Source organism: Spirillospora sp. NPDC049652 (assembly GCF_040675125.1).
Lineage (GTDB): Bacteria > Actinomycetota > Actinomycetes > Streptosporangiales > Streptosporangiaceae > Spirillospora.
The window spans coordinates 1-3,193 of sequence record NZ_JBFAOF010000843.1; the positions used below are offsets into that span (position 1 = coordinate 1).

Consider the following 3,193-nt stretch of genomic DNA (forward strand, 5'->3'; position numbering starts at 1 on the left):
CTCGCCGTCGCGGGGCGCGACGCGGCTCGGCCGAAGCCCCGGCCGACGGCTCGGCTGACGGCTCAGTTGATGCGGACGGCGCCGGCGAAGGGCCGGCCGCCCAAGCTGTCGATCTTGACGACGTCGCCGGTGTGCGGGGCGTGCAGGATCTTCCCCGCGCCGACGTACAGCCCCATGTGGTGCAGGTCGGGATAGAAGAAGACGAGGTCGCCCGGCCGGAGCCGGTCCCGGGCCACGTGGGTGCCCGCGTTCCACTGGGCCCCGGTGTAGTGCGGCAGGTTGACGCCGAGCTGCTCGTAGGCCCACATGACCAGCCCCGAGCAGTCGAAGGTGGACGGCCCCGCCGCGCCCCACACGTACCGGTCGCCGATCTTGGTCATCGCGAGCCGGAGCGCCTTGGCGCCCAGGTCGTCGCCGACGACCGGCAGCTTGGCGACCGCCTTCGGGTCCCGCTTCACGAGCCGGCCGCGGATCTCGTCGTAGGCGTCGGTGACCTTCCGGCGCTGCGCGTCCACCTGGTCGCGCAGCACGGTCACGTCCTCCGCCCGCCGCTGCGCGTCCTTGAACGCCCGGTCCGCGGCCTGCATCGTCTGGATGAGGCCGATGAACCGCGTGCTGTTCTGGGTGGAGAGGTACCGCAGGGTGGCGGCCCGGTCGAGGACCTGCTGCGGGTCGCGCGAGGCGGCGAACGTCACCGCCGGATCGGTGGGGCCGCCCGCGTCCATGTAGCTGGCCGCCGCCAGGCGGCTCAGCCGGGCGCGGACCGCGCCGAGGGACGCCTGCTCCCGCCGGGAGTTCGCGGTCGCCGCCCTGGCGGCCGTCTGCGCCTCCTTGAGCCTCACCTTGAGCCCGTTGTACTGCTCGGTGAGCCGCTCCACCCGGTCGGCGAGCTGGAACGCCTGGGAGGCGAGCTCCTTGCCGGACGGCTTCGGCTCGGCGGCCGCGGCCTGCCCGAGCGGCGCTGCGGTCAGCCCGGCCACCAGCCCGGCCCCGGCCACCACACTGGGGCGGCGAACGCGGCGATCCCGCCGGACGCGGGGAGCGCGGCGGGTGCGCGGGGGTGAAGCAGGGCGCGAAGGTTCCACGCGGTCTCCTCTCCTTGTCCGCCTACCGGGTTAGCTGTCGGGTTCGGGCAGGAGCAGCCCGTCGGCCGGACGCGCGGAGCGGGCCGCCGCGGATGCGGCGGTCGCGGACGTTCGGCGGATTCACCCCGGTCGCCGACCGGCGCGGCCCGTGCCGCGCGGTGTCGTCGAAGGCGGGTCCCCGGCTCCCGGACCGCCGGCTGCGGTCCGGATACTCGGCGGAACGGGTCGGTCACGGTCCGAAACCCGATTCAGAGCCGGACACTAACGGAGCCGGAAGGGGATGCCAACCGGAACATGCGAAAAGGCGGACGCGCCGCCGTCCTTCTGCGGAAGTGCCTGTTCCGTCCTTCCGGCGGCTTGTTCGGTGGGCCGGTTCCGGGGGCATCGGCGAAGGGTTTCCGGTATGCGAGGTACCCGGACCGTCCCGGAGTCGGCGCGGCCCGCGAAGTCCGATAGCGTCCGCTGCTTGTGGAAGTGGTGATCAGGCGGGCCCGCACGCCCGACGTGCAGGAGATCGCCCGGTTGATCGGCCATTACGCCGGTCCCGGGCCGCGGATGCTGCGCAAGACGACGGTCTCGCTGTACGAGGACGTCCAGGAGTTCTGGGTCGCCGAGGACCTCCAGGCCGCCGGGCCGGGCGGCCCCCCGCCGATCATCGGCTGCGGCGCGCTGCACGTGATGTGGGAGGACCTCGCCGAGGTCCGCTCGGTCGCGGTCGACAAGGGGCACGGCGGACGCGGCGTCGGGCACCGCATCGTGACCCGGCTGCTGGAGACCGCGCGGGAACTCGGCGTCCGGCGCGTGTTCTGCCTGACGTTCGAAGTGGATTTCTTCGCCCGCCACGGATTCCGCCCCATCCTCGGAACGCCCGTGTCCCATGAGGTGTACGAGGAACTTCTGCGCTCCTACGACGAAGGCGTGGCCGAGTTCTTGGACCTCGACCGGGTGAAGCCCAATACGTTGGGAAACACCCGGATGCTGCTCCGCCTGGAGGATTGACCATGAGTGACTTCCCCCGCCGGGGACGGCAGGACGAGCCGTCCCACGGAGACCCCTCGTACGGGGCGCCGCCGCAGCAGTGGCAGCAGTCCCGCCAACCCGCGCAGCAGCAATGGCAGCAGCCGCAGCAGCCGCCGGACCGGCAATGGGGACAGCAGCCGGACCAGTGGGGGCGGCAGTCCGGCACCCGGCAATGGGAACAGAACGCCGGAACGCAGTCCTGGAACGAGGGCGACGCGAACGAGACGACCGACTATGCCGCCGAGTACGAGTCGTCCGCCGGCCAATACGAGGACGCCGCCCCTCCCGCGCTCGTCCCCGCGCCGATCCTGCGGCGCGCGGGCGCGCGAATCATCGACGGCATCCTCGTGTCGGCATTCGGTTTCGCGCTCGTCCTGCCGATCACCCTGGCGGTCACCGGCGTCGGCGGGTCGAGCAAGAAGGCGGCGAACGAGGGCGCGATCTGGAATTGGCCGATCTTCATCACGCTCTTCGCCGTGATGGCCGTGCTTCCGTTCCTCTACGAGGCGGTCCAGTTGTCGATGTGGGGCCGGACGCTGGGGAAGCGGTGGCTCGGCGTCGGCGTCGTGCAGGCGCGGCCCTTGGGCGAACCGCTCAGCGGCGGACACGCCGTCCGGCGCGCGGCCATCAACAACATCGGCTACCAGATCGGTGTCTTCTTCTTTCTCATCCTCGCCGTGAAGGTCTGGAACTACGCGTTCACCGGCGAACTGCTCGTCGCGGGAGGCATGCTGATGGCGTATCTGTGGGCCATCTGGGACGAGCCGCTGCACCAGGCCCTGCACGACCGGCTCGCCGGAACCGTCGTCATCGACGAACGGGCGGGATACGAGGACGCGGGATATGACCAAGGTTACGACCAGGGATATGGATCGTCCTACGAAAGCGGCCAGTCAGGCCAGGGCGCTTACTAGGGTCGGCCGATGACGGCGCCGGGCGAACGCGCCGACGAGCGCCCGGGTGAGCGCCCGGACGGAGGGGCAGACGACCGCTTCGGGGACCCGGCGGACTGGCCGGAGCCGCCCGGAGCGGCCGCCTTCGAGGGCGTGCCCGGCGGCCCGGCCGCCGGCACCGTCCGCGAGCCGGCC

The 3,193-nt window shown here is 72.0% G+C and carries 3 protein-coding genes; 2 read left to right on the forward strand and 1 reads right to left on the reverse strand.

What is annotated here, in order from left to right; translation table 11 throughout:
- Window positions 1–62: 62 nt before the first annotated feature.
- Complete coding sequence (locus tag AB0J52_RS33620; protein WP_500186904.1) at window positions 63–1,085, reverse strand: C40 family peptidase; 1,023 nt, start codon at window positions 1,083–1,085, stop codon at window positions 63–65.
- A gap of 468 nt (window positions 1,086–1,553) precedes the next feature.
- On the opposite strand from AB0J52_RS33620, the gene AB0J52_RS33625 reads away from it, so the two are divergent.
- Window positions 1,554–2,084, forward strand: a complete 531-nt coding sequence (locus tag AB0J52_RS33625) for an amino-acid N-acetyltransferase (protein ID WP_500186906.1) — start codon at window positions 1,554–1,556, stop codon at window positions 2,082–2,084.
- A gap of 2 nt (window positions 2,085–2,086) precedes the next feature.
- Window positions 2,087–3,019, forward strand: a complete 933-nt coding sequence (locus tag AB0J52_RS33630; protein WP_500186907.1) for an RDD family protein — start codon at window positions 2,087–2,089, stop codon at window positions 3,017–3,019.
- Window positions 3,020–3,193 lie beyond the last annotated feature (174 nt).